Below are 24,459 nucleotides of genomic sequence, written 5' to 3'. Positions count from 1 at the left end.
ACCGCTTTCGATCGAGAAGATCGAATCGTTAACGGAGCCAGAAAAACCGCCCCACCAACTACTTCCCGAGCTTCGATAACCTGAAGCCCTGCACCCTCGAAACCTACTTAACTCATTGAAACTCAAGGAGTTTTCCGCTTCGACTGCGCCGGAAGTGGGGCGAATTATAGACGTCCAGAATTTGCCGTCAAGCGTTAATTACGCTTTTGTTGCAGAAGGTGCCTTGCGCCCCACTAAGCGCGGAATCCGACGCATAACCGGCGGAACTCTCAACATCAGCAGCACGACCCCTATAGAAGCGTAAATCGACCACTCCTTAAGATCCGCCCGCACAATCCACAACATATGCAGCAATCCAAGGCCCAAGATCGGATAAACCAGGCGATGCAGTTTTTTCCAGCGCGCGCCCAATCGCCGCTGACTGTAGCGATTGGAAGTAATCGCCAGCGCCAAGAGCCCCAGAAACCCAAGCGCCCCAACGATAATATAAGGGCGCTTGCTCAGTTCGACGCCCAGTTGCGACCAATCGAACCCCAGGATGAACGCCGTATATCCACTCAGATGCAATACCACGTAAGCAAAACACCACAATCCCAGCTGACGCCTGACCGCGATCCACCCTGCCCACCCCGTGAGTTTCTGCAACGGCGTCATGCTCAAGGTGATCAACAACAAAATAAGCGTGCCCAACCCGAGCCGATCCACCAGCACCTTGCCCGGGTCAGGTCCCAACTTATTCATCAACGCTTCGTAGAGCCAGAGCAACGGCCAAACCGCCGCCGCAACAAAGACGCCGATTCGCCAGACTGGAAAACGCATCAGTAGTCCTTCCTCAAGTCCATCCCTGCATATAAAGAAGCGACTTCATCCTGATAGCCGTTGAACATCAACGTATCGCGCACGTTAGGACTGAACAGCCCGCTCGGCAGACGGCGCTCCCGTGCCTGGGTCCAACGCGGGTGATCGACCGTCGGGTTGACGTTGGCGTAAAAACCGTACTCGTCGGACGCAATGCTCTGCCAGGTCGTCTTGGGCTGCTCGCTGACCAGACTGATGCGCACAATGGACTTCACACTTTTGAAACCGTACTTCCACGGCACCACCAAGCGCAACGGCGCACCGTTCTGATTCGGCAACTCTCGCCCATACATCCCAACCGCCATGATTGCCAGCGGACTCATCGCTTCATCCAGTCGCAAGCCCTCGACATAGGGCCAGTCGATCAAAGCAAACCCTGAGCGCTGCCCTGGCATGGCCTTGGGATCCTGCAGGGTTTCAAAACGAATGTACTTGGCCTTGGAGGTCGGCTCGACCTGCTTGAGCAATGCGGAAATGGGAAAGCCGATCCACGGAATAACCATGGACCAAGCCTCCACGCACCGCAGGCGATAGATTCGCTCCTCCAACTGATATGGTTTCATGAAGTCTTCCAAAGCATAGCGCCCCGGCTTGCCCACTTCCCCGTCGATCACCACGCTCCAGGGCTCGGTTTTCAAGGATCCGGCATTGGCCGCAGGGTCCCCTTTGCCGGTTCCGAACTCATAGAAATTGTTGTAATGGGTGGCGTCTTTAAAAGGCGTGATGGACTCATCCTTGACCGTAACCGCGCCCCATTGGGTGGACGGCAGCTTCTCGGCAAACCAGGACGGCGCCTTGCCGGGCTCGACATCCGCATAACGCGCAACATCGGCAGCACTGGCCCAACGCGGAAGGCCGCTGACGGCAAGCCCCGCCATGGTGGCTCCCAGCATTTGGCGACGGGATAGGTAGAGGGATTCTGGCGTGACGTCCGACTCAAGGCAGTCGGACGACTTGGGGATCTTGATCAGCATGACAACTCCGCAGCATTGGAGGGCAGATGCACCAATAGACTGCGGAGTATGAGGGAAATTACATCACTCGGCTTTTTTGTGGCGGCGCAGGCGCAACAGGTATTGAACCGGACCGGAGGCGGCATAGGCGAGGAACACCAGCAACAAGATACGTGGCGGATCACTGAAGACCACCGCGAACACCAGCACCACTGCCAGAATCGCCACGAACGGCACCCGCCCTTTGAGATCCAGCTCCTTGAAGCTGTTGTACTTGATGTTGCTGACCATCAGCATACCGGCCGCTGCTACCAGCAGCGCCACAAGGAACGACATCTTCGATCCCTGGATACCGTAGTCGCTGAAAGCCCAGACCACACCGGCTACGACACCCGCTGCGGCAGGACTCGCCAAGCCGATGAAGTAGCGCTTGTCAGCCGTACCGACCTGGGTGTTGAAACGTGCCAGACGCAACGCAGCACCGGCAACATAGATGAAGGCGACCATCCAGCCGACCTTGCCCATGTCCCCCAGCGCCCAACCGAACGCCAGCAAGGCCGGGGCCACGCCGAAAGCGACCATGTCCGACAGCGAATCGTACTCGGCACCGAACGCGCTCTGGGTATTGGTCATGCGGGCCACGCGCCCGTCCAGGCCATCGAGCACCATGGCGACAAAGATCGCGATGGCAGCGAAGGCAAAGTACCGACTCGCCCCGGCGCTATCGCCGGCGCTCAAGGCCGCTTGGGCGCTCATGGAGCTGATGATGGAATAGAAACCGGCGAACAGGTTCGCGGTGGTGAACAGATTCGGCAGCAGATAGATGCCACGGTGCCGGACCTTACGGCCTTCAGCGTCATGTCCTTCTTCGACGTGCTCATCAATGGGCAGCAGGCTTTCGGCGTCAGGAGCCTGGTTGGGCTCGTCGGGGCGTTCGCTCATGGACAGTACCTTGCAACGGTGTGAAAAATTCGACAGGTGTCTGGGACGAGGGTTCGGCCGCAAACGATGCAGCTTTATACCAGAAGCCACCGCCCAAACGAAAAAACGCGGCCAGGGCCGCGTTTTCCGATCAAGCTCGCGACTTAGTTCTTGGCTTTGTCGACGATCTTGTTGGCACCGATCCACGGCATCATCGAGCGCAGCTGCTCGCCAATGATTTCGATACCGTGGGCGGCGTTGTTGCGACGCTTGGCGGTCATCGAAGGATAGCCGGTAGCGCCTTCGCTGATGAACATCTTGGCGTATTCGCCGTCCTGAATACGTTTCAGGGCGTTACGCATGGCCTGGCGGGACTCGGCGTTGATCACTTCCGGACCCGTCACGTACTCGCCGTATTCAGCGTTGTTGGAGATCGAGTAGTTCATGTTGGCGATACCGCCTTCGTACATGAGGTCAACGATCAGCTTCAGTTCGTGCAGGCATTCGAAGTAGGCCATTTCCGGCGCGTAGCCAGCTTCAACCAGGGTTTCGAAACCGGCCTTGACCAGCTCGACAGTACCGCCGCACAGAACGGCTTGTTCGCCGAACAGGTCGGTTTCGGTTTCGTCCTTGAAGGTGGTTTCGATGATGCCGGTGCGGCCGCCGCCAACACCGGCAGCGTAGGACAGAGCGACGTTCTTGGCGTTGCCGGAAGCGTCCTGGTAGATCGCGATCAGGTCAGGGATACCGCCGCCCTTCACGAATTCGGAACGAACGGTGTGGCCCGGGGCCTTCGGCGCGATCATGATCACGTCGAGATCGGCGCGTGGCACGACCTGGTTGTAGTGAATCGCGAAACCGTGGGAGAAGGCCAAGGTGGCGCCTTTCTTGATGTTCGGTTCGATTTCATTCTTGTACAGCGAAGACTGGAACTCGTCCGGGGTCAGGATCATGACCAGGTCAGCAGCCGCAACAGCGGAAGCAACGTCGGTCACTTTCAGGCCATGAGCTTCGGCTTTGGCAACAGTCGCCGAACCTTTACGCAGACCAACAGTAACGTCAACGCCGGAGTCTTTCAGGTTGCACGCTTGAGCGTGGCCCTGGGAGCCGTAACCGATGATGGCGACTTTCTTGCCCTGGATGATCGACAGGTCGCAGTCTTTATCGTAGAAAACTTTCATGAATTACCCCTATATCCGGCCATTCAGGCCATTCGCTAATTTGGTTTAGATGCTCAGCACTTTGTCGCCACGGGCAATCCCGGTGACGCCACTGCGTACGGTTTCCAGAATCGAGGCAGTGCCGATCGATTGAATGAAGCTGTCGAGCTTGTCGCTGGTACCGGTCAACTGAACGGTATAGACGCTGGTGCTGACATCGACGATCTGCCCACGATAAATATCGGTAGTGCGTTTGATCTCGGCGCGCTGGGCACCGGTGGCCTTGACCTTGACCAGCATCAGCTCGCGCTCGATGTGAGCGCTTTCCGACAGGTCCACCAGCTTGACCACCTCGATCAGCTTGTTCAGGTTCTTGGTGATCTGCTCGATGATTTCATCGTGCCCCACAGTGGTCAGCGTCAGACGCGACAGGGTCGGGTCTTCGGTTGGCGCCACGGTCAGGCTTTCGATGTTGTAGTTGCGCTGCGAAAACAGGCCCACTACGCGAGACAGAGCACCCGGTTCGTTTTCCAGAAGCAGGGAAATAATATGTCGCATGATTAGGTACGCTCCGTCTTGCTCAGCCACATATCGCGCATGGAGCCGTCTTTGATCTGCATCGGGTAGACGTGCTCGCTGGTATCGACCTTGATATCGAGGAACACCAGGCGATCCTTCATGGCGAAAGCTTCTTCGAGCCCGGACTTCAAGTCCTTCAGGTCAGTGATGCGGATGCCCACGTGACCATAGGCTTCGACCAGCTTGACGAAGTCCGGCAGCGACTCCATGTAGGAGTGCGAGTGACGGCTGCCGTAGCTCATGTCCTGCCACTGGCGAACCATGCCCAGTACGCCGTTGTTCAGGTTGACGATTTTCACCGGCAAACCGTACTGCAGACAGGTCGACAGCTCCTGGATGTTCATCTGGATACTGCCCTCGCCCGTGACACAGGCGACGTCGCTATCCGGAAAGCTCAACTTGACGCCCATGGCCGCCGGGAAACCGAAGCCCATGGTGCCCAGGCCACCAGAGTTGATCCAGCGGTTGGGCTTGTTGAACTTGTAGTACTGCGCGGCGAACATCTGGTGCTGGCCCACGTCGGAGGTCACAAAGGCATCGCCCTTGGTCACTTCGCACAGGGTTTCGATCACGGTCTGCGGCTTGATCACGCTGCCGTCGCCCTTGTCGTAAGGGAACAGGCCACGATCACCGCGCCACTCATCAACCTGCTTCCACCAACTGGCCACGGACTCCTTGTTCGGAGCCTCGCCGATTTCCTTGAGGATGGCGACCATTTCGCTCAGCACGCTCTCCACAGGACCGACAATCGGCACGTCTGCCTTGATGGTCTTGGAGATGGACGCCGGGTCGATGTCGATATGGATGATCTTGGCATTCGGGCAGAATTTCGCCGGGCCGTTGATGACACGGTCGTCGAAACGCGCGCCGACCGCCAGAATCACATCGGCATGGTGCATCGCCAGGTTGGCGGTGTAGCTGCCGTGCATGCCGAGCATGCCGATGAACTGACGATCAGTGCCCGGGTAGGCGCCCAAACCCATCAGCGTATTGGTGACCGGCAGGTTAAGCATTTTCGCCAGTTCGGTCAGCGGCGCGGAGCCACCACCGAGGATAACGCCACCACCTGAGTACAGCACCGGACGCTTGGCCGCCAGCAGCATTTCGGCTGCCTTGCGGATTTGCCCGGAGTGACCGCGCACAGCCGGGCTGTAGGAACGCAGCTTGGCTTTCTTGGGGAAAATGTATTCGAACTTCTCGGCCGGGTTGGTCATGTCTTTCGGGACATCGACCACAACCGGGCCCGGACGACCGGATTCAGCCAGGTAGAAAGCCTTCTTCATGACCTCCGGGATCTCCGAAGCGTGCTTGATCATGAAGCTGTGCTTCACGATCGGCCGGGAAATACCGATCATGTCGGTTTCCTGGAACGCGTCGGTGCCGACCATGGTGCTGGGCACCTGACCGGAGATGATCACCATCGGGATGGAGTCCATGTACGCCGTGGCGATACCGGTGATGGCGTTCGTGGCGCCAGGGCCGGAAGTCACCAGGACCACGCCGGCTTTACCGGTGGCACGGGCATAACCGTCAGCCATATGGGTCGCCGCTTGCTCATGACGAACCAGGATGTGGGTCACTTCCGGTTCTTTGAACAGGGCATCATAGACATGAAGAAGAGCACCACCGGGGTACCCGTAGATATATTTGACGCCTTCGTCACGCAAAAAGCGGACGAGCATCTCACCGCCAGATAAAAGCTCCACGTTGTTCACCTCTAAAACGCCAGAATACCGGCCCACACAAAGGGACGGGTCTTAATAGGTTTACTTCTCGGCAGAGCATGAGCGACGGTGGTCGCCGACTACGTCAGCACTGACTGAGCAAGTATTGGGATCGTCCCAAGTGTTGCGGGCCTTTCCCACCCAGCGCGAGGTAACGCGTTGCGGGTGTAACAGGTCGGCGCGGATGTGCGCCTCATGATCTGCCGAGTGGGCCTGCTTCTGGCAGTCCCTCTACAGCGGACTTTGGATTCTTCTGTTTCGCCCTCTGCAAGTCAAGCCGTCAATGTGCTTTATTCGAAGTAAGCGCATGAGAACGCAAGAAAAAACCTTTAAACAGCAACTGTGTTAGCTTCAATTGCGCAACCCATGACAAGGAAACAGCATGCGAATGTTCTTCTTGACGGCCAGCCTACTGGTTGGCCTGAGCCCGATGTGCATGGCCGGTCAGGTCTATAAATGGGTGGATGCCCAAGGGGTTACCCACTTTGGCTCTCAGCCACCGCCGGGAGGACAGGCCACGACGGTGATCAAGCCCTCCCCTTCCGCCGCCAAGCCAGCAGCCCCCCCGCCTGCCGGGGTCATTGGCGACCAGAAGGCGATTGACCAACAGGTCAAGCAACAGATTGCCGAGCAGCAAGCCCAGCTCAAGGCCTTCTGCGAACAGACTCGAACCAATCTGGCGCAACTGCAGAACAATCCGAGGGTACGCGAGGATGTGGAAGGGGAAATGCGCCGCCTCACAGAAGAGGAGCGGCGCCAGCGCATCGACGAAACCCGTAAGCAGATCGAGGAGCACTGCCAATAAATGGCAGTCAGTTGACGTCGCTGATCAATTGGTCGAACTGCGCCAACAGTCGCTGCAACTCGATACCCTGCCCCGGCCGCTGGGCATAGACCATTTCAGCCATCGCCAGGATGCCGGAGGCGTTGGGCAGCGGCAGGTCATTTTCCAGGATGGCTTTCATGCGTGGCAGGAAAATCCATTGCAGCCATTGCTCGAAGTCCAGCGTGTCGACCGCGAACGGCTCGACACTGGCCAACGCCTCGGCCGACGGCGAAACGCTGCTCCACCAGCCCTGGACCCGCAACTCCCGCTCAATCAGCAGCAACTGATCGGCGATCTTGGGAAAACGCGTATCCATCAGAGCGAAACCTTGGCCTTCTGACGGGCCAATGCCGCGCCGGCGGAGTCGCCTTGTTTCTCACGGGCCTGAGCGATCAATTCCCACAGGCTGGCCTGAAGCGCAGGACGACCGTTGGCGAACGTCAGGCCACGGCGGGCCAGTTGCTCGGCTTGCGGCGCATCGCCCTGGGCCATGCGCACCTGGGCCAGGCGATAGAGAACCTGGGGTTCACGCGGCGCAACACGCTGGGCTCGCTCCAGGCTGGAGGACGCACCATTGAGATCACCACCGGCCTGTTGCTGTTGAGCCGTGGTGAGCAATGCCAGTACTGGACCGTCCAATTGTTCATCTGCGGACAGACCTCCCGAGCTGGTCGAGGGAATGCTGCTTGGCGCAGAAGGCATGCTGTAGCTACCCTGGTCGATCGGTGAGGTATCGATAGGTCCTGGCGTAATCGGCCCCGGCGTGATCGGTGTGCTGCTGATCGGTGCCGACGTCGTGGCGCCGCCACCGGGCACCATCACCACGACACCGGTATCGCCCTGGGGAATCGCCTGGACCTGTCCCTGCACCGGCCGCTGCACCGTCGTTTGACGGAAACCGCCATTGGCCGAGACCCGCTCGCTATTGGAAACGGCAGTGCCGGAATCGACAACCGGAATCGACCCGCGCTGTACGGTAGAGCAACCGCTGAGCAATGCCACGGCCGTTACCGCTGGAATCAACCACTTGTTCACTTGAAACCCTCTTTGCTTAATTCATCCAGTCCTTGACCCAATCCATGACCGATTCGGCGGGATTTGGAATGCCACAGGCTGCACCGGGTGGTGGTTCGCTGCCGCGAATATACGGCATCTGCACCGCGCCCGGGCAACTGGCGTCGGAGCCTTGGCCGGTGCGCGAATCCACCCAGGCCTGAACGATATTGTCTGGTTGCGGCATGTCCAGCGGCAACGGATCGGCCTTGCGCATGAAACTGGTCCAGACCTGCAATGCACCGGTGGCGCCAGTGAACGGGGTCTTGCCATTGTCGTCACGGCCGAGCCAGACCACCGCCAGCAGATCCTGGCTGAAACCGGCAAACCAGCTGTCGCGCGAGTCGTTGCTGGTACCGGTCTTGCCCGCCAGGGTCAGGTTACGCGGTAGTACGTTATAAACCGAACTGCCAGTGCCTTCACGCATGACCCGTTGCATGGCGCTCTGGATCAGATAAATGGACGCTGGATCAAAACGCTGCTGGATCTGGAACGGATAGCGCTTGAGCGGCTCGCCGTCGGCGGTCAGCACGCTGCGAATGCCGCGCATCGGCGTATTGAAACCGCCGTTGGCCAGCGTCTGATACATGGCTGCCACTTCAATCGGCGTGAGGCCACCGGCCCCCAGCAGCATCGATGGGAATGCCGGGAATTCGCGACTGACACCCAGGCGGGCCAGGGTCTTGAGGACGTTCGGCACGCCGATTTCAAGCCCGAGGCGAGCCGTCGACAGGTTGTAGGAATGCGCAAGTCCCTGGTACAGGAACACCGTACCGTGGGACCGGCGATCATAATTCTGCGGTTTCCACACCTGGCCATCCGCGCCCTTGACCGAGAACGCCTCGTCGGACAACCAACTGGTCAGGGTGTACTGGCTCGGCTTTTCCAGGGCGGTGAGGTAGACCGCCGGCTTGATCAGGGAGCCGATCGGGCGGACCGCATCGAGCGCCCGGTTGAAACCGGCAAAACTGGCCTGCCGACTGCCGATCATGGCCTGGACTTCCCCGGTTTCCGGGTTGGTCACCACCATCGCGGCTTCCACTTCATCAGAGCCCTTGCGCCCGGCCAGTCGCTTGAAGGTGTCATTGACCGATGCTTCGGCCTTCATCTGCAGGATCGGGTCGAAACTGGTGAAGATCCGCAGGCCTTCTTCGGTCAAGTCTTCATCGCGGTAGTCTTCACGCAGTTGACGCTTGACCAGGTCCATGAAACCAGGAAACGAGCTGTCTGCCAGACTGCCGCGCTTGGTCACGCCCAAAGGCATCTTCTTCGCCGCTTCGACTTGCTCGGCCGTCGCCACGCCTTGCTGTTGCAGCAAGTCGAGTACCAGATTGCGCCGCTCGAGGGCGCGCTCCGGATTACGCCGCGGGTTGTAGGAGGACGGCCCTTTCACCATCCCCACCAACAATGCCACCTGATGCAGCTTGAGCTCGGACAGCGGCTGGCTGAAGAAGAACTGGCTGGCCAGGCCGAAACCGTGAACCGCTCGCTGGCCGTCCTGGCCGACGAAGACTTCGTTGAGATACGCCTCGAGAATCTCCCGCTTGTCGTAGTGCAGCTCCAACAACAGCGCCATCATGGCTTCGGTAAGCTTGCGGCTGAGGCTGCGCTCGTTGGTCAAATAGAAGTTCTTGACCAATTGCTGGGTCAGGGTACTGCCGCCCTGGCGCATACGGCCCGAGGATGTGTTGACCCAAATGGCTCGGGCAATCGACTTGGGCGAAACGCCGAAGTGATGATAGAAGTCGCGGTCCTCGACAGCGATCAGCGTATCGAGCAGGAACGGCGGCACCTGGTCGATCTTGATCAGGATCCGGTCTTCAAGGTTCTTGGGGTACAGGCCACCGATCAGCAGCGGTTCAAGGCGCACCACTGACAGCTTCGCATTGTTGGCACCGGTCAGCGCAGCGACGTAGTCGCCGGAGAAACGCACTCGCACCGCCTGCGCCTGCTCCATGCCCTCATAAAATTGGAAACCGCGGGTATTGAGGTCGACGGTATTGCCATTGACGGACGCAGCACCCGGGCCATTGGCAACGCTTTCACGGCGATAGCCCAGGGCATCGAGCTCGGTCAGGAAATCGTCCCGACTCAGCTTTTGTCCGACGAACAGCTCCAGGGGCCTGGCGTAGACCTTGGCCGGGATGGTCCAGCGCTTGCCGGAGAACTTCTCCTGGACCACGGCATCGAGATAGACCGCAAAGCCAGCGAGCACGACGAGGCCCACCAGGCTGAGTTTAAGGGCCCAGCCCAGCCAGGGCCGCAGGCGACTGGCGGGTGGTTTCTTGGGGGTACGGGGGGATCGGGTACGAGTCATGGCGGCGGATTATACGCACTTTGCCGCGCTTCAACATGACCACACAACGGGCCCTTCTGTTTGCGTTAACGCGGCTTGCCGCCATAATGACGGTCTTGAACTTTCCCAGTCTCTGAAGGATCGCCCGTGAGCCAGTCCCTGATCGCTGCCCTGCAAAACCCGGCCCTCTATCCGCATCCCGTCGAAGGGTTCCAGGTCATCGAGACCCACATTTCCTGGGTATTGCTCACTGGGCCGTATGCCTACAAATTCAAAAAACCGGTCAATTTCGGCTTCCTTGATTTCACCAGCCTCGAGGCACGCAAGCATTTCTGCGGGGAAGAACTGCGCTTGAACCAGCGCCTGACCCAGGATCTGTACCTGGAAGTCATGCCGATTACCGGCACCGAGCAAGCGCCACAATTGGGTGGCGAAGGCCCGGCCATCGAATACGCCCTGAAGATGCGTCAGTTTCCCCAGAGCCAACTGCTCAGCACACTACAGGCCAATGGTGAACTGACCACTGCGCACGTCGACGAAATGGCCGCGCAGATCGCCCGTTTCCATCTCTCCACGCCCACAGTGCCTGCCGAAAACGAAGCCGGCACCCCCGACAGCGTCATGGCGCCGGTGCGGCAGAACTTCGAACAGATTCGTCCGTTCCTCAGTGACAAGGCTGACCTGTTGCAGCTCGAAGCCCTGCAAGCCTGGGCCGAAAGCAGCTTCGAACGCCTCAAACCGCTGTTCAGTCAACGCAAAACCGAAGGTTTCATCCGCGAATGCCACGGTGACATCCACTTGGGCAATGCCACGGTGATCGATGGCAAGGTCGTGATTTTCGACTGCATCGAGTTCAACGAGCCCTTCCGCTTCACCGATGTCTATGCCGACACCGCTTTCCTGGCCATGGATCTGGAAGACCGGGGTCTCAAGTCCTTGGCGCGACGTTTCGTCAGCCAATACCTGGAGCTGACCGGCGACTATCAGGGGCTGGAGCTGCTGAACTTCTACAAAGCCTACCGCGCCCTGGTCCGCGCCAAGGTCGCGCTGTTCAGCATGCCGGCCGAAGCCGACCCGGTGCAGCGCGCCACAACCCTACGTCAATACCGCAACTACGCGAACCTGGCCGAAAGCTACAGCACCATTCCCTCGCGCTTTCTGGCTATCACCCACGGCGTTTCGGCCGTTGGCAAAAGCCATGTCGCGATGCGCCTGGTGGAAGCCCTGGGCGCCATTCGCTTGCGCTCGGACGTTGAGCGCAAGCGTCTGTTTGGTGAGCAGCAAGTGCCCAATGATCCACAAGCCGGCATCTATAGCAGCGACGCCAGCGATGCCACTTATGCCCGTTTGCATGAAATCGCTGGTGTCATCCTGCATGCCGGGTTCCCAGCAGTGATCGACGCCACGTACCTCAAACACGATCAGCGCGATGCGGCAGCGAAAGTTGCCGAGGCCACCGGCGCTCCGTTCCTGATCCTCGATTGCAACGCACCACAAGCGGTTATCGAAAGCAGACTTGCGCAACGTCAGGCCGATCAAACAGATCCCTCCGACGCAAATCTGGCCGTTATCGCCGCCCAACAGGCCACCCGCGAAGCACTCACCCCGGCGGAAATCCTCTGCAGTAAACGGGTCCAAACCAATGAAAGCGGCACGCTCGACATCGTGGTCGCGCAGATTCGTCAACGCTTGCCAGGCTTGTAAGAAACTATTTCGGTCGTGGAGTCCTCACAGCCTTCACGGCCGCCAAATAGTGGCAGTATACTGGCGTCATAAAACCAACAGGTGATATGAAATGAGCCAACCCAAGCTTCTCAGTACCCCGCTGTATGCTTTGCTGCGTGCAGACGACATTGCCGGTTTCAACAACGAACGGCCTCAAGGCCCCGTTGATATGCGTGGCGGCGACTTTCGCGGCCTGGACCTGCGCGAGCTCAATGCCGACGACGTGGATTTCACCGACGCTTACTTTCGCTCCGCGGATTTGCGCGGTATCGATTTTCGCAAGTCTTCCCTGGAAGGTGCCAGCCTGGCCCATGCGCAGATCTCAGGCGCCTATTTCCCCGCGGAGCTGTCTGCCGACGAGATTCTGATGTCGATGAACTTCGGCACCCGGCTGCGCTACCGCACCCGCTGAATCGGGCCGAATCTACCGTAGCCCCATTGATCTCCAGCGCCCCTGCCTGCGCTGGAAGACGCATCCTGCCGCGCCTCCCCACCCTATCGTGCGTAATGCATTAGAAGCTTTTGCTTCAAATCCCACCAAAGAATCACGTTTTTCCTACTGACCGCTACACTGCTGAGAAGCTTGCCCACTGCACCAATCGGCCGTCGCAAGGAGGCTCGATGAATGATGAACTGCAACACCTGAAGAACCTGGGCAAGACATCCGCCCAGTGGCTGCATGCCGTGGGCATCCACAGCGCCTCTGATCTGCGCCGCCTCGGAGCGGTTGATGCCTATCGCGCGGTACGCACCCGCGGGTTCCGGGCTTCGAAGGTGTTGCTCTATGCCATTGAGGGCGCATTGATGGATGTGCACTGGAATGACATCCCCGCCGAACGCAAGGAAGCCTTGAACAAACAATTGGATGCCGTTTCGACGCGTCACAAAGCCTGACCATTCTCCTTGTTTGTCGCCACACGGCCTTCGCTTGAAAGTTATTTAGGCAAATTCCCAAAACAACGTTTGACATGGTAATGAGAATCGCTATTATTAGCGCATCCGGTCGCGAGACTGGTCGATATTTGAAAAGCCCTTGGTTCGGACTCTCAGATATCTCCTCATCAGGCTAATCACGGTTATTTGACCCGACTTTTGTCGGGTCTTTTTTTGTCTGAAAGAATGCACCTTTCTCCACATCGCCCCTGTAGGAGCTGTCGAGTGCAACGAGGCTGCGATCTTTCCCAGACCTGACTCTCAAGCGAAAGATCAAAAGATCGCAGGCTTCGTCAGCGCCTACGGGGCTCGCTTGTGTTCGCGCATCTGGGCACAGTAATCCTGCGGCGGCGTAGCCTTGGTGTACCACACGTAATCTGCCATGGCCGATGTCATCTCGCTGCCCTCCTCGGCCAGCATCAGCACGATCGGTGCCTCACTGGCCCCCAAGTCCAGCACATGCAGCGGCACGCCGACGTCTTTTCGTCCATGCCAGGCACCGGCGAACAACAACGCAGGTAATGGCGCCTCCAGGAGACGTTCGGCCATGCGTCGGTCACGTTGTTGCTGGACGGCCAGCATGGCCGGCATCTGTGATTCGGGCAGCAGGCCGCAATGGGATTGGCGGATCTGCTCCAGCAACTGATCCTTCACACCGACTGCATTCGCACGGGCGCCTCGCAAGTGCGGCGCTTGCCGGTAGACGCGCTGGATCTCGGCGGTGTCCAGATTGGCGGCCAACAACGGATAACGTTGCGCCAAAGCGAACTCGACGACCGGCCCATACAGGCTCCAGTCCCATCCCGGCGACCAATCCAGGGCTGCGGGCAGATCAGCGGGCAAGGCAGGTAACTGGCGGACCGCGTCAACCCGAGGCTGCTGGAGGGGCGTCAACATTTCCAGCAGAAGGCTGCCTTGGGTCCGTTGCGCGGCCAGGGCCTGAAGCAGCCATAGCTGCAGCGCGTGGTGATCGCGATTATCGTGCTGCTCGCCCACCACCACTCGCGGCGCCCGTGCCAGGCGCTCGATCAACGCTTGAGGCGTGACGGCCCGGCCATTGTGCAAATCAAGGAGCTGCCCGTCGACCGGTGGCGGCGCGACACTCTGACACGCCGTCAGCACACTCAATGCCAGAACCAGGATCAGGCGCACGTCTACATCCTCAGGCAACCCTCAGCGGGCGATGATCAATGGATGTCCGCGCTCCGGGTGGGGTTGCACCAGCACTTCCAGGCCAAACACCGCTTTGAGCGGTTCCGGGCGCAGCACTTGCTGCGGCGTGTCCAGGGCCACCGGCCGGCCAGACGCGAGCAACAACAGGCGATCACAATAACGCGCCGCCAGGTTCAGGTCATGCAGGATCACCAATATAGCCGCGCCGCGATCGGCAAACTCACGCACCGCTTGCAGGATGGTGTGCTGGTGCAGTGGATCAAGCATCGAGGTCGGCTCGTCCAGCAGCAGGGTCTGCCCCGCTTCCCCTGGCCACAACTGTGCCAAGACCCGTGCCAGGTGCACCCGCTGACGCTCGCCTCCCGACAACGCCAGGTAACTGCGGCCCTGCAGATGCGCCGCGTCTGCAGCGTGCAACGCCAAGGCAACAATTTGCTCGTCACGCACTCGACCACTCTGATGAGGCAGGCGCCCCATGCCGACTACTTCTTCGACGCGGAAGGCAAAATCCAGGGTCGATGACTGCGGCAATACCGCCAGGCAACGGGCACGCTCGGCCCCCTCCCACTGGGACAAAGGCCGATCATCGAGCCAGACCTGCCCCTGCGCGGGAGGCAATTGACCGCACAGCCCCGCCAGCAAAGTACTTTTACCTGCACCGTTGGGCCCGAGCACGCCCAGCACCTGGCCGGGATGAAGCTCAAGATTGATATCAGCCAACACGGTCTTGCGACCCCGCTGGATGTGCAAGTTCTGCGCTCGTAACATCAGGCGCGCCCTCGCAGCAATAAATAGAGGAAGAACGGCGCCCCGATGAATGCCGTGACGATACCGATCGGCAGCTCCGCCGGTGCCAGCGCCAGACGCGCCACCAGGTCGGCGAACAGCAGCAGGCTCGCCCCCGCCAGCACCGAAGCCGGCAACAGAACGCGATGATCGGGGCCGGCCATCAACCGTACCAGATGCGGTACCACCAGCCCGACAAACCCGATCATGCCCGCCGCTGCCACTGCCGCGCCAACCCCCAGGGCCGTGCAAAACACCAATTCACGCTTGAGCCCTTCGACATCAACGCCCAAATGAGCAGCTTCGGACTCACCCAGCAACAGAGCATTGAGCGCCCGGGCCCGTCGTGGCAGCCAGAGTGCTACTCCAACGCTGACCAGCAACAGCGGCCACAACCGCGCATAACTGGCGCCATTCAGGCTCCCCAGGTTCCAGAACGTCAAGGTACGCAGGGTTGCGTCGTCCGCCAGATAAGTGAACAGGCCCACCGCCGAACCGGACAGCGCGGTCAGGGCGATACCGGCCAGGAGCATGGTCGCGACATGGGTCTGGCCGTTGCGCCGGCCGAGGCGATAAACCAATGCCGTGACCCCAAGCCCGCCGAGAAACGCACACAACGACAACACATAGGGACCGAACGCTTCGGGCAAGCCGCCCAGCGCCGAGCCGCCAACAATGGCGAACGCCGCGCCCAGCGCCGCACCGCTGGACACCCCCACCAGTCCCGGGTCGGCCAACGGGTTACGGAACAGCCCCTGCATCGCCACCCCGGATAATGCCAATACCCCGCCCACCGCCAACCCCAACAACGTGCGTGGCAGACGGATCTGACCGAGGATCAGCTCGGCCTGCTCCAGACCCTCGGCGGCCACTGGCAAGCCCATCAGACGCAACGCGGCGCGCAAGGTATCAAACAGGGGCAAACTCACCGGCCCCAGCGCCAGGGACAGCCAGATCGCCAGCAGACACAACACTCCGAGGCCAATGAACAAGGTGCGCGGCTTGACCAACGGGGTCATGGTGCCTTGGCCGGCTCGGCTGGGTAAAAACCGTTCGTCAGCTTCACCAGACCTTGCGGCAAGCGCGGACCCAGTCCGCCGACCAACAGCGTCGGGTCAAGCTCGATAACGCGCCCGGCCCTGGCGGCGCGGGTGGAGGAGAGAATCGGGTTTTCCCGGAACAACGCCGCACGAGCTTCCTCGCCACTTAACGCGCGATCAGCGAACACCAGGACTTCGGGATTCAGGCCGGCCAAAGTCTCCACCGAAAATGACTTGTAACCTTTGTGTGTCGCCAGGTTGTGACCACCGGCCTGCTGCACCAGCCAATCGGCGGAGGTGCCCAGGCCAGCGACCATTGGCTTGCCGCCGGCGCTCCCGATCAACAGCAACACCCCGGGGGCCTTTTGCTTGAGCTGGATTTTACTCACCCGAGCTTTTTGTTGGCTGAGCTGCTGTTGATAACGGTCGAACAACTGCGCGGCTTGGTCCTCGGCGCCCAGCAGTTGACCCAGGTGTCGCAGATTGTCCTGGAGAGTCGGCAGGTCCGGCGTGGCCGAGAACAGTTCAACCTGTACCCCGGCGCTGCGGATCTGCGACAGCACCGGTGGTGGCCCCATTTCTTCGGTGCCTACGAGGATCTGCGGACGCAGGCTCAATATCCCCTCGGCCGACAGCTGTCGCTGATAACCGATACTGGGCAAGCCTCGCAAGGCTTCCGGATGCTGGCTGGTGGTGTCCACGCCCACCAGTTTCGACTCACCGCCCAGCGCGCTGACCCATTCGGACACTGCCCCGCCGGCACTGACCCAGCGCTGCGGCAATTGAGCCGCCACCAAGCCCTGGCTGGCCAACATGACGACACAGAGCGTGACAACACGGATATTCAGGCGCATCAGGCTGCTTCCTCGAAGAAATATTCACAGGGCCGGGCATGAACCCCTCAGGCAAAGTATCCTCAGCCCCCTGCGAAGGAGGCGCCATTTGATAATTGTTTTCATTTGACCGTCAAGCATGAACCTTTTGGTGTGACCTCTGTGGAAGCGAGCCTGCTCGCGATAGCGGTGTGTCGACTACATTGCTGCTCACTGATCGATTGCTATCGCGAGCAGGCTCGCTCCCACATAAACTCGATCACTCATAACCATAGAGACCCACATGAAGTTTCTTTGTACCGGCGCCGAACTGCCCGACAACAGCAGTCGCGGTTTCGACATCGATGGGCGCAGGTTGCTGGCCGTGCGTCGCGCAGGCCAGGTTTATGTTTATCTCAACCGCTGCCCGCACCGCGGTGTGCCGCTGGAATGGCGGCCCGACGAGTTTCTCGACGCCAGCGCCAGCCTGATCCAGTGCGCCACCCATGGCGCACTGTTTCTGATCGAAAGCGGTGAGTGCGTCGCCGGTCCCTGCGCCGGACAGTTCCTGGCTGCGTTAGAGAGCAGGGAGGACCAGCAGGGGATCTGGGTTGAGCTGTAGTGATTCAAGCAACACCGGCAACGGGCGGTCCACCCACATCTGCTCGGGCGTCAGCGTCACCCCGTAGGCCAGCACTTCCACACCCGCGGCCACAGCGTCGCGCAACGCCGCCGCGTACACCGGGTCGATTTCCTGTGCCGGACGTACGGCGTCGATTCCGCTCAGGTTGACACAATACAACTGCACCGCCCGCACGCCGTCCCGGGCCAAGTGAGCGAGTTCGCGCAGATGCCTGGCTCCCCGCTGGGTCACCGCATCGGGAAACGCCGCCACAGTCGTGCCGTCAAAACCCAACGTGACACTTTTGACTTCGACCCAGGCGCAGCCTTCGTCATAGTCCAGTCGAAAATCGATACGACTGTTTTCCTGACCGTAGGCCACTTCACGCTTGAGCCCGGTAAAACCGTTCAGCTCGCTGATGACCCCGGCCCGCAGGGCCTCCTCAATTAACGGGTTGGCTCGCGCGGTATTGATGCAGGCCAACCGCCCCTGGGGGGTCTCGCCTATTTCCCAGGTGCCGGGCAATTTGCGCTTGGGGTCGCTGGAACGACTGAACCAGACTCGCGCACCTTCGGCCATGCAGTTGAGCATCGACCCGGTGTTGGGACAGTGAATGGTCAGCAGTTCGCCATGAACGGTCTCGATATCGGCAAGAAAACGCTTATAACGTCGAATCAGCCGACCTTCTTCCAGCGCAGGTGAAAAAAGCATCAGCCTTGCCAACTCCGCAGTCCGCGCTCGATTCGCTCCACCGCTTCTTGGAGCCGCGGCAGGCTCTGGGTGTAGGCGAAACGCACATGGTGCCCAGCCTGATGGCGGCCGAAATCCAGCCCGGGCGTGAACGCCACATGTTCGGTTTCCAGAAAGTGCTGGCAGAACGCAAAAGCATCGCCGCCGAATGCACGAATGTCGGCATACAGGTAAAACGCGCCTTCTGGCTCCACCGCAATGCCGAAACCCAACTCACGCAAGGCCGGCAGCAGAAAGTCGCGCCGCAGCGCGAACTCGGCACGACGCTGCTCGAATATCTCGATTGTCGCCGGTTCGAAACAGGCCAACGCCGCGTACTGGGCCATGCTCGGCGCACTGATGTAGAGGTTCTGCGCCAGCTTTTCCAGCTCACCGACAGCCGCCGAAGGGGCCACCAACCAACCCAGCCGCCAGCCGGTCATGCCGAAATACTTGGAAAAACTATTAAGGACGAAAGCTTCGTCGTCGACTTCCAGCACGCTCGCGGCGTCGGTGCCATAAGTCAGGCCATGATAGATCTCATCCACCACCAGGTGACCGTTGTGGCCCTTGATTGCCTTGGACAGGCCGGCCAGTTCGTCCCGGCTGAGAATCGTCCCGGTCGGGTTGGCCGGTGACGCGACCAGCGCCCCCACGCTGTTCTGGTCCCAGTAGCGGTTCACCAGGTCCGGGGTCAGTTGATAGCGAACGTCCGGGCCGACCGGCACCAATTGAGCCGCACCTTCCACCAGCCGCAGGAAGTGACGATTGCAGGGGTAACCGGGATCCGCCAACAGCCAGTGCTTGCCCGGGTCCACCAGCAACGCGCTGGTCAGCAGCAATGCGCCGGATCCGCCCGGCGTGACCAGGATGCGCCGTGGGTCTATGTCCACACCGTAGCGCTGCCCATAGAAACCGGCGATGGCTTCGCGCAGCTCGGGGATGCCACGGGCCGCCGTGTAACGGGTCTTTCCCGCCGCCAGCGCGGCCTGGCCGGCCTGGATGATCGGCTCAGCCGTGGTGAAGTCCGGCTCGCCGATCTCCAGATGGATGACATCGTGCCCGGCGGCCTGCAGCTCATTGGCACGGGCCAGGAGCGCCATCACATGGAAAGGTTCGATGGCGCGGCTACGCGCACTGTAGGGCTGAGCCATTAGCCTTCCTTCTGGTAAAAAAGAACCGATTCTACCTAACTCTCTTGCCAACCCAGAAACAACTGCGCAAGCGAGCACAAACTCAGGGTCCGGCCGCTGCAGCAAATGTCTCCAGCGATTGGCCCAGGCTTGACTAGAATCAAGCATTGAGCAGGTTTGTCACTCCACCGGACTGAACTTGACCCCGCTTTGCAAGCCCCGGCCACCGCAGGCTCGACAACCGGGAGTAGCGCGGCCCGATTTGATCTGGTAAGTTCGCCCGCTTGCAGCCGCAGGGCCGGCAGGTGTCGGTGATGGAGCAATCCTGCGTAGTGGATTACAAGAGTAGAGGCGGTCCATTCATGCCCACCCAAGCAAAGCAGAATCAAAATCAGTCGCTCAGCGGGTTTGAGCCGTACGTCCCGCAAGCTGGCGAAGAGTACATGGGCGCCCCCATGCGCGCGCACTTCACCAAGATCCTGAACAAGTGGAAACAGGACTTGATGCAGGAAGTCGACCGCACCGTGGATCACATGAAAGACGACGCGGCGAACTTCCCCGACCCGGCCGACCGGGCCAGTCAGGAAGAAGAATTCAGCCTCGAACTGCGCGCCCGCGACCGTGAGCGCAAGCTCATCAAGAAAATCGACAAGACGTTGCAACTGATCGAAGATGAAGAATACGGTTGGTGCGAGTCCTGCGGCGTCGAGATCGGCGTCAAGCGGCTGGAAGCACGTCCGACCGCCGACATGTGTGTCGACTGCAAGACCCTGGCGGAAATCAAGGAAAAACAGGTCGGCAAGTAATTGCCTGGGCTGTAACAAAAACGGAGCGTTCACACGCTCCGTTTTTTGTTTCTGAAACGTTCTCCAAGCTTGGCGACTTTGTGGGAGCGGGCTTGCTCGCGAAGGCGATGAATCATTCAACCTATACTTCAACTGACACACCGCTTTCGCGAGCAAGCCCGCTCCCACAGGAGATTTCGTGATCGCCAGATGTGTGTTTCTGCCCGGCTGGACTCAGTAACATACGCCCCATGACTCCCACTGCCCCCTACATCGGCCGCTTCGCCCCCACGCCCAGTGGCCATCTGCACTTCGGCTCGCTGGTCGCCGCGCTGGCGTCCTATCTGGATGCCCGGGCCGCCGGCGGGCGCTGGTTGCTGCGCATGGAGGACCTTGACCCACCACGGGAAGAGCCTGGCGCACAAGCGGCCATTTTGCAGGCGCTGCAAAGCTACGGGTTTGAATGGGACGGCGAGATGGTCCGCCAGAGTGCACGCCATGAGGCCTACGACCAGGTCATCAATCGCCTGCTCAGCCAGGGTCTGGCCTATGCCTGCACCTGCTCGCGCAAACAACTGGAGCCGTATCAGGGCATTTATCCAGGCCTGTGCCGCAACGCCGGTCACGACATCAAAGACGCGGCCATCCGCCTGCGCGTTCCTGAGCTGGCGTATCACTTCAGCGACCGCGTACAAGGCCAGTTCCGTCAACACCTGGGCCGTGAAGTCGGCGATTTCGTGATTCGCCGTCGCGACGGACTCTATGCTTATCAACTGGCGGTGGTGCTGGACGACGCCTGGCAGGGGGTCACCGATATCGTGCGCGGCGCCGACCTGCTGGACTCCACGCCACGTCAGCTGTACCTGCAAGAGCTGCTTGGCTTGCCACAACCGCGCTACCTGCATGTGCCGCTGATCACCCAGCCGGACGGGCATAAACTCGGCAAGTCCTATCGTTCGCCACCGCTGGCGGCCGATCAGGCCACGCCAATGTTGTTGCGGGCACTGCGCGCGCTGGGCCAACAGCCGGGCCCCGAACAGGTCGACGCCAGCCCCCGGGACCTGCTGGACTGGGGCATTCGCCATTGGGATGCCGGGAAGATCCCGCGCACGTTGACCCTGCCAGAGGCGCAAATACGTTGACGGCGCTTGCAGCTTGGCCCCCATCCGTTACCATCGCCGCACGTTTTCGGGCACGCGTTTAAAAAAGAGAGGCCGGGATGTACATCTATCGCTTGGTCCTGCTCCTGGTAGTGGGGATTTATCTGTTCTCCCCGGCCATCATGGATTGGTGGATCGACGCCACGGGTGCCTGGTATCGGCCCTATCTGCTTTGGCTGATCCTGATCGTCGTGACCTTCATCCTGCAGAGCCAAAAAGATGCCGATGAGCTTTAGCCTGACCCAGATGATCCTGATCAGCGCCGCCTACCTGGCAGTGCTGTTCGGCGTCGCCTGGATCAGCGAACGGGGCATGATCCCCCGGGCGATCATCCGCCACCCGCTGACTTACACCCTGTCGCTGGGCGTCTACGCCAGTGCATGGGCGTTCTATGGCACGGTCGGGCTGGCCTATCAGTACGGCTACGGTTTTCTGTCCAGTTACCTGGGTGTATCGGGGGCATTCCTGCTGGCGCCGGTGTTGCTCTACCCGATCCTGAAAATCACCCGCACCTACCAGCTATCATCCCTGGCCGACCTGTTCGCCTTTCGCTTTCGCAGCACCTGGGCCGGCGCGCTGACCACGATTTTCATGCTGGTGGGCGTACTGCCGTTGCTGGCCCTGCAGATCCAGGCGGTGGCCGACTCCATCAGCATCCTCACCCGCGAACCGGTGCAGCACCGGGTCGCACTGAGTTTCTGCGCGCTGATCATTCTCTTCACGATTTTCTTCGGTTCCCGCCATATCGCCACCCGGGAGAAACACGAAGGCCTGGTGTTCGCCATCGCCTTCGAATCGGTGATCAAACTGATCGCCATCGGCGGCGTCGGCCTCTATGCCCTGTACGGCGTCTTCGATGGCCCGCAACAACTGGAGCTGTGGCTGCTGCAGAACCAGACCGCCCTCGCCGCCCTGCACACACCTCTGCAGGAAGGCCCGTGGCGCACGCTGTTGCTGGTGTTCTTCGCCTCAGCGATCGTCATGCCGCACATGTACCACATGACCTTTACCGAAAACCTCAACCCGCGCTCGCTGGTGAGCGCAAGCTGGGGCCTGCCGCTCTTCCTGCTGCTGATGAGCCTGGCGGTGCCGCTGATCCTGTGGGCCGGACTGAAGCTGGGCGCCAGCACCAACCCTGAGTATTTCACCCTCGGCATCGGCATCGCCGCCAACAGCAAGGCCCTGGCGTTGCTGGCCTACATCGGTGGCCTGTCGGCGGCCAGCGGCCTGATCATCGTCACCACGCTGGCGCTGTCGGGCATGGCCCTCAACCATCTGGTGCTACCGCTCTACCAGCCGCCGGCCGAGGGCAATATCTACCGCTGGCTGAAATGGACCCGCCGCGCACTGATCGTCGCCATCATCATGGCCGGCTACGGCTTTTACCTGATGCTGGGAGACGGGCAGGACCTGGCCAACCTCGGCATTGTCGCGTTCGTCGCCACCTTGCAGTTCCTGCCCGGCGTACTGTCGGTGCTGTATTGGCCAACTGCCAACCGCCGTGGCTTTATCGCCGGTCTGCTGGCGGGGATCCTGGTGTGGCTGGTCGCCATGCTGTTGCCACTGCTGGGCAACATGCAGGGCTTCTATATCCCGTTGCTGAACATGATCTACGTGCTCGACGACACCAGTTGGCACATGGCGGCCATCGCCTCGCTGGCGGCGAACGTGCTGATGTTCACCCTGATTTCACTGTTCACCAACGCCAGCAGCGAAGAGGCCAGCGCCGCCGAAGCCTGCGCGGTGGACAATGTCCGCCGCCCCCAGCGTCGGGAACTGCACGCCGCCTCGCCCCAGGAGTTCGCCACGCAACTGGCCAAGCCCCTGGGCGCCAAGGCCGCGCAAAAAGAAGTCGAGCAGGCGCTGCGCGACCTCTACCTGCCCTTCGATGAACGCCGTCCGTATGCCTTGCGTCGCCTGCGGGACCGGATCGAAGCCAACCTGTCCGGCCTGATGGGCCCCAGCGTGGCCCAGGACATGGTCGAGACGTTCCTGCCCTACAAGGCCGGCGGCGAGAACTATGTCACTGAAGACATCCACTTCATCGAGAGCCGCCTGGAAGACTACCACTCGCGCCTCACCGGCCTGGCCGCCGAACTCGACGCCTTGCGCCGCTACCACCGCCAGACGTTGCAGGAACTGCCGATGGGCGTGTGCTCCCTGGCCAAGGACCAGGAAATCCTGATGTGGAACAAGGCCATGGAAGAACTGACCGGAATCGCCGCCCAGCGGGTGGTCGGTTCGCGCCTGAGTACCCTGAGTGAGCCGTGGAAAGGCCTGTTGCAAGGCTTCATCGACCTGCCGGATGAGCATTTGCACAAGCAGCACCTGGCCCTTGACGGCCAGACGCGCTGGTTGAACCTGCACAAGGCGGCGATCGACGAGCCGCTGGCGCCGGGTAACAGTGGCCTGGTGTTGCTGGTGGAAGACCTCACCGATACTCAGATGCTCGAAGACAAGCTGGTCCACTCCGAACGGCTGGCAAGCATCGGTCGGCTGGCCGCCGGGGTCGCCCACGAAATCGGCAACCCGATCACCGGCATCGCCTGCCTGGCGCAAAACCTGCGCGAAGAGCGCGAGGACGACGGCGAACTGACGGAAATCAGCGGTCAGATCCTCGAACAGACCAAGCGTGTGTCGCGTATCGTCCAGTCGCTGATGAGCTTCGCCCATGCCGGCGGCCACCAGCACAACGATGAGCCCGTCTGTCTGGCCGAAGTGGCCCAGGACGCCATTGGTCTGCTGGCCCTTAACCGGCGCAATTTCGAGGTGCAATTCTTCAACCTGTGCGACCCGGACCATTGGGTCGACGGCGATCCCCAGCGGCTCGCCCAGGTACTGATCAACCTGTTGTCCAACGCCCGCGACGCCTCACCTGCGGGCAGCGCGGTGCGGGTCAAGAGCGAAGCCAGCGAACACACGATCGACCTGATCGTCGAAGACGAAGGCAGCGGTATCCCACAGAACATCATGGACCGATTGTTCGAACCTTTCTTCACCACCAAGGACCCGGGCGAAGGCACCGGTCTGGGCCTTGCACTGGTCTATTCCATCGTTGAAGAGCATTATGGACAAATCACCATCGACAGCCCGGCCGATGTACAAAGCCAACGCGGCACCCGTATACGGGTGACCTTGCCGCGTCATGTCGAAGCGACGTCCGCTGTGAACTGAGACCGTCGAGAGAATCG

The 24,459-nt window shown here is 60.5% G+C and carries 24 protein-coding genes; 9 read left to right on the top strand and 15 right to left on the bottom strand.

The genetic code is table 11. The features are described from left to right. Nucleotides 1-198 precede the first annotated feature (198 nt). The 6 genes from msrQ to BMY45_RS25805 form a co-directional block, all read right to left on the bottom strand. Complete coding sequence (msrQ, locus tag BMY45_RS25830) at nt 199-819, bottom strand: protein-methionine-sulfoxide reductase heme-binding subunit MsrQ (RefSeq protein WP_092403059.1); 621 nt, start codon at nt 817-819, stop codon at nt 199-201. Further along, nucleotides 819-1,832, bottom strand: coding sequence for a protein-methionine-sulfoxide reductase catalytic subunit MsrP (gene msrP / locus BMY45_RS25825; protein ID WP_092403057.1), 1,014 nt, complete (start codon nt 1,830-1,832; stop codon nt 819-821). The genes msrQ and msrP overlap by 1 nt, the downstream gene beginning before the upstream one ends. Before the next feature lie 63 nt (nt 1,833-1,895). Further along, complete coding sequence (gene pssA, locus BMY45_RS25820) at nt 1,896-2,753, bottom strand: CDP-diacylglycerol--serine O-phosphatidyltransferase (protein WP_076386334.1); 858 nt, start codon at nt 2,751-2,753, stop codon at nt 1,896-1,898. A 143-nt stretch (nt 2,754-2,896) separates the two neighbouring features. Then, nucleotides 2,897-3,913, bottom strand: coding sequence for a ketol-acid reductoisomerase (gene ilvC / locus BMY45_RS25815; protein ID WP_003228216.1), 1,017 nt, complete (start codon nt 3,911-3,913; stop codon nt 2,897-2,899). A 45-nt stretch (nt 3,914-3,958) separates the two neighbouring features. Then, nucleotides 3,959-4,450, bottom strand: a complete 492-nt coding sequence (gene ilvN, locus BMY45_RS25810; protein WP_092403055.1) for an acetolactate synthase small subunit — start codon at nt 4,448-4,450, stop codon at nt 3,959-3,961. Between the two features lie 2 nt (nt 4,451-4,452). Continuing rightward, a complete protein-coding gene (locus tag BMY45_RS25805) occupies nt 4,453-6,177 on the bottom strand; it encodes an acetolactate synthase 3 large subunit (protein WP_047229879.1) in 1,725 nt (574 codons plus the stop codon). A 400-nt stretch (nt 6,178-6,577) separates the two neighbouring features. Between BMY45_RS25805 and BMY45_RS25800 the strand changes: the two genes are divergently transcribed. Next, nucleotides 6,578-7,000, top strand: coding sequence for a DUF4124 domain-containing protein (locus BMY45_RS25800; RefSeq protein WP_371264165.1), 423 nt, complete (start codon nt 6,578-6,580; stop codon nt 6,998-7,000). 7 nt (nt 7,001-7,007) lie between these two features. On the opposite strand, the gene BMY45_RS25795 is transcribed toward BMY45_RS25800, so the two are convergent. The 3 genes from BMY45_RS25795 to mrcB are packed head-to-tail and all read right to left on the bottom strand — an operon-like array spanning nt 7,008 to nt 10,391. Next, nucleotides 7,008-7,337, bottom strand: coding sequence for a YqcC family protein (locus BMY45_RS25795; protein ID WP_092403051.1), 330 nt, complete (start codon nt 7,335-7,337; stop codon nt 7,008-7,010). Next, entirely contained in the window at nt 7,337-8,056 is a 720-nt protein-coding gene (locus BMY45_RS25790) for a tetratricopeptide repeat protein (RefSeq protein ID WP_092403049.1), read from the bottom strand. The genes BMY45_RS25795 and BMY45_RS25790 overlap by 1 nt, the downstream gene beginning before the upstream one ends. A gap of 16 nt (nt 8,057-8,072) precedes the next feature. Beyond that, entirely contained in the window at nt 8,073-10,391 is a 2,319-nt protein-coding gene (mrcB, locus tag BMY45_RS25785) for a penicillin-binding protein 1B (RefSeq protein WP_047229834.1), read from the bottom strand. A 126-nt stretch (nt 10,392-10,517) separates the two neighbouring features. Between mrcB and BMY45_RS25780 the strand changes: the two genes are divergently transcribed. From BMY45_RS25780 to BMY45_RS25770, 3 genes are all read left to right on the top strand, one after another. After that, on the top strand, nt 10,518-12,074 hold the full coding sequence (locus BMY45_RS25780; RefSeq protein WP_092403047.1) for a bifunctional aminoglycoside phosphotransferase/ATP-binding protein: 1,557 nt from the start codon (nt 10,518-10,520) through the stop codon (nt 12,072-12,074). 91 nt (nt 12,075-12,165) lie between these two features. Beyond that, a complete protein-coding gene (locus BMY45_RS25775; protein WP_092403045.1) occupies nt 12,166-12,507 on the top strand; it encodes a pentapeptide repeat-containing protein in 342 nt (113 codons plus the stop codon). A gap of 209 nt (nt 12,508-12,716) precedes the next feature. Continuing rightward, nucleotides 12,717-12,989, top strand: a complete 273-nt coding sequence (locus BMY45_RS25770) for a TfoX/Sxy family protein (RefSeq protein ID WP_047229837.1) — start codon at nt 12,717-12,719, stop codon at nt 12,987-12,989. A gap of 339 nt (nt 12,990-13,328) precedes the next feature. Here BMY45_RS25770 and BMY45_RS25765 read toward each other — a convergent pair whose 3' ends face one another. Genes BMY45_RS25765 through BMY45_RS25750 form a run of 4 tightly spaced genes read right to left on the bottom strand, consistent with a single transcriptional unit; the run spans nt 13,329 to nt 16,881 of the window. Next, nucleotides 13,329-14,180, bottom strand: coding sequence for a ChaN family lipoprotein (locus BMY45_RS25765; RefSeq protein ID WP_092403043.1), 852 nt, complete (start codon nt 14,178-14,180; stop codon nt 13,329-13,331). 21 nt (nt 14,181-14,201) lie between these two features. Then, nucleotides 14,202-14,969: a heme ABC transporter ATP-binding protein gene (locus tag BMY45_RS25760; protein WP_092403041.1), complete on the bottom strand. Its 768-nt coding sequence runs from the start codon at nt 14,967-14,969 to the stop codon at nt 14,202-14,204. Then, nucleotides 14,969-15,952: a FecCD family ABC transporter permease gene (locus BMY45_RS25755; protein ID WP_171061425.1), complete on the bottom strand. Its 984-nt coding sequence runs from the start codon at nt 15,950-15,952 to the stop codon at nt 14,969-14,971. The genes BMY45_RS25760 and BMY45_RS25755 overlap by 1 nt, the downstream gene beginning before the upstream one ends. Before the next feature lie 50 nt (nt 15,953-16,002). After that, on the bottom strand, nt 16,003-16,881 hold the full coding sequence (locus tag BMY45_RS25750; protein WP_092403037.1) for a heme/hemin ABC transporter substrate-binding protein: 879 nt from the start codon (nt 16,879-16,881) through the stop codon (nt 16,003-16,005). Between the two features lie 262 nt (nt 16,882-17,143). On the opposite strand from BMY45_RS25750, the gene BMY45_RS25745 reads away from it, so the two are divergent. Next, nucleotides 17,144-17,461, top strand: a complete 318-nt coding sequence (locus tag BMY45_RS25745) for a Rieske (2Fe-2S) protein (RefSeq protein WP_092403035.1) — start codon at nt 17,144-17,146, stop codon at nt 17,459-17,461. On the opposite strand, the gene sfsA is transcribed toward BMY45_RS25745, so the two are convergent. Beyond that, complete coding sequence (gene sfsA / locus BMY45_RS25740; protein ID WP_092403033.1) at nt 17,417-18,172, bottom strand: DNA/RNA nuclease SfsA; 756 nt, start codon at nt 18,170-18,172, stop codon at nt 17,417-17,419. The two genes, BMY45_RS25745 and sfsA, sit on opposite strands and share 45 nt — an antisense overlap. Beyond that, the gene (locus BMY45_RS25735; RefSeq protein WP_092403031.1) at nt 18,172-19,344 is read right to left on the bottom strand and encodes a pyridoxal phosphate-dependent aminotransferase; all 1,173 of its coding nucleotides are present in this window, start codon (nt 19,342-19,344) and stop codon (nt 18,172-18,174) included. The genes sfsA and BMY45_RS25735 overlap by 1 nt, the downstream gene beginning before the upstream one ends. Before the next feature lie 341 nt (nt 19,345-19,685). Here BMY45_RS25735 and dksA point away from each other — a divergent pair, with 341 nt between their 5' ends. The 4 genes from dksA to BMY45_RS25715 all read left to right on the top strand — a co-directional run bounded on the left by dksA (nt 19,686) and on the right by BMY45_RS25715 (nt 24,442). Further along, a complete protein-coding gene (dksA, locus tag BMY45_RS25730; RefSeq protein WP_018609331.1) occupies nt 19,686-20,129 on the top strand; it encodes an RNA polymerase-binding protein DksA in 444 nt (147 codons plus the stop codon). A 230-nt stretch (nt 20,130-20,359) separates the two neighbouring features. After that, entirely contained in the window at nt 20,360-21,250 is an 891-nt protein-coding gene (gluQRS, locus tag BMY45_RS25725) for a tRNA glutamyl-Q(34) synthetase GluQRS (RefSeq protein ID WP_092403029.1), read from the top strand. A gap of 77 nt (nt 21,251-21,327) precedes the next feature. Continuing rightward, nucleotides 21,328-21,504, top strand: coding sequence for a hypothetical protein (locus BMY45_RS25720; protein ID WP_003176118.1), 177 nt, complete (start codon nt 21,328-21,330; stop codon nt 21,502-21,504). Then, nucleotides 21,488-24,442 carry a sensor histidine kinase gene (locus tag BMY45_RS25715; RefSeq protein WP_160893587.1) on the top strand — a complete coding sequence of 985 codons (2,955 nt, stop codon included), beginning with the start codon at nt 21,488-21,490 and terminating at the stop codon, nt 24,440-24,442. Before BMY45_RS25720 ends, BMY45_RS25715 begins: the two co-directional genes overlap by 17 nt. Nucleotides 24,443-24,459: the final 17 nt, after the last annotated feature.

It is taken from the genome of Pseudomonas sp. NFACC39-1 (assembly GCF_900110355.1).
Lineage (GTDB): Bacteria > Pseudomonadota > Gammaproteobacteria > Pseudomonadales > Pseudomonadaceae > Aquipseudomonas > Aquipseudomonas tehranensis.
The sequence above is the reverse complement of the archived record's forward strand: the minus strand, read 5'-3'. Positions and strand labels throughout refer to the sequence as shown.

Bases quoted from the DNA above. Each gene is read 5' to 3' on its own strand.
- msrQ (WP_092403059.1), bottom strand. From the start codon at position 819: ATGCGTTTTCCAGTCTGGCGAATCGGCGTCTTTGTTGCGGCGGCGGTT.
- msrP (WP_092403057.1), bottom strand. From the start codon at position 1,832: ATGCTGATCAAGATCCCCAAGTCGTCCGACTGCCTTGAGTCGGACGTC.
- pssA (WP_076386334.1), bottom strand. From the start codon at position 2,753: ATGAGCGAACGCCCCGACGAGCCCAACCAGGCTCCTGACGCCGAAAGC.
- ilvC (WP_003228216.1), bottom strand. From the start codon at position 3,913: ATGAAAGTTTTCTACGATAAAGACTGCGACCTGTCGATCATCCAGGGC.
- ilvN (WP_092403055.1), bottom strand. From the start codon at position 4,450: ATGCGACATATTATTTCCCTGCTTCTGGAAAACGAACCGGGTGCTCTG.
- BMY45_RS25800 (WP_371264165.1), top strand. From the start codon at position 6,578: ATGCGAATGTTCTTCTTGACGGCCAGCCTACTGGTTGGCCTGAGCCCG.
- BMY45_RS25795 (WP_092403051.1), bottom strand. From the start codon at position 7,337: ATGGATACGCGTTTTCCCAAGATCGCCGATCAGTTGCTGCTGATTGAG.
- mrcB (WP_047229834.1), bottom strand. From the start codon at position 10,391: ATGACTCGTACCCGATCCCCCCGTACCCCCAAGAAACCACCCGCCAGT.
- BMY45_RS25775 (WP_092403045.1), top strand. From the start codon at position 12,166: ATGAGCCAACCCAAGCTTCTCAGTACCCCGCTGTATGCTTTGCTGCGT.
- BMY45_RS25770 (WP_047229837.1), top strand. From the start codon at position 12,717: ATGAATGATGAACTGCAACACCTGAAGAACCTGGGCAAGACATCCGCC.
- BMY45_RS25760 (WP_092403041.1), bottom strand. From the start codon at position 14,969: ATGTTACGAGCGCAGAACTTGCACATCCAGCGGGGTCGCAAGACCGTG.
- BMY45_RS25750 (WP_092403037.1), bottom strand. From the start codon at position 16,881: ATGCGCCTGAATATCCGTGTTGTCACGCTCTGTGTCGTCATGTTGGCC.
- BMY45_RS25745 (WP_092403035.1), top strand. From the start codon at position 17,144: ATGAAGTTTCTTTGTACCGGCGCCGAACTGCCCGACAACAGCAGTCGC.
- sfsA (WP_092403033.1), bottom strand. From the start codon at position 18,172: ATGCTTTTTTCACCTGCGCTGGAAGAAGGTCGGCTGATTCGACGTTAT.
- BMY45_RS25735 (WP_092403031.1), bottom strand. From the start codon at position 19,344: ATGGCTCAGCCCTACAGTGCGCGTAGCCGCGCCATCGAACCTTTCCAT.
- dksA (WP_018609331.1), top strand. From the start codon at position 19,686: ATGCCCACCCAAGCAAAGCAGAATCAAAATCAGTCGCTCAGCGGGTTT.
- gluQRS (WP_092403029.1), top strand. From the start codon at position 20,360: ATGACTCCCACTGCCCCCTACATCGGCCGCTTCGCCCCCACGCCCAGT.
- BMY45_RS25720 (WP_003176118.1), top strand. From the start codon at position 21,328: ATGTACATCTATCGCTTGGTCCTGCTCCTGGTAGTGGGGATTTATCTG.
- BMY45_RS25715 (WP_160893587.1), top strand. From the start codon at position 21,488: ATGCCGATGAGCTTTAGCCTGACCCAGATGATCCTGATCAGCGCCGCC.